This is a genomic window from Pseudomonas sp. Soil_N_39, assembly GCF_057655955.1.
Genome location: NZ_JBDGLI010000046.1, coordinates 1 through 597, shown reverse-complemented (window position 1 = coordinate 597; position 597 = coordinate 1). Strand labels below are relative to the sequence as shown.

Annotated in this window: 2 tRNA genes and 1 rRNA gene; all 3 read right to left on the bottom strand. The window is 47.1% G+C overall.

Annotated elements, in window-relative coordinates:
• Nucleotides 1–254 precede the first annotated feature (254 nt).
• Nucleotides 255–330: transfer RNA gene (locus tag AC3A5O_RS28760), tRNA-Ala, on the bottom strand.
• A gap of 10 nt (nucleotides 331–340) precedes the next feature.
• Nucleotides 341–417: transfer RNA gene (locus tag AC3A5O_RS28755), tRNA-Ile, on the bottom strand.
• Between the two features lie 122 nt (nucleotides 418–539).
• Nucleotides 540–597: ribosomal RNA gene (locus AC3A5O_RS28750) — 16S ribosomal RNA — on the bottom strand; the annotation flags it as partial.

Genomic DNA, 597 nt, shown 5'->3' with positions numbered 1-597 from the left:
TCTTCACTTGACCATATAACCCCAAGCAATCTGGTTATACTGTGAAGACGACATTCGCCGAAAATTCGATCTTGCTCAAAGAGCAACTCACAAATTTTACCTTAGCCTGATCCGTTACCAGTGAAAGTAACGTTCAGTCTATCTTTCTATCACATACCCAAATTTTTAAAGAACGATCTAATCAAAAGACTAGAAATCAACATTCACCATCACGTTGATGGAATGCTCATTTCTAAGCTTTCAGAAGCAGTTTATGGTGGAGCCAAGCGGGATCGAACCGCTGACCTCCTGCGTGCAAGGCAGGCGCTCTCCCAGCTGAGCTATGGCCCCATTACAAAATTGGTGGGTCTGGGCAGATTCGAACTGCCGACCTCACCCTTATCAGGGGTGCGCTCTAACCAACTGAGCTACAGACCCAATTTCGAGCTTGTAACTGTTAGCGTGAGCTATCAGCTTGGAGCTTAAAGCTGCTTCTATCGTCTTCTTCAATGAATCAAGCAATTCGTGTGGGAGCTCATGAAGCAGCTGCGGTCGTCGATTAAGGAGGTGATCCAGCCGCAGGTTCCCCTACGGCTACCTTGTTACGACTTCACCCCA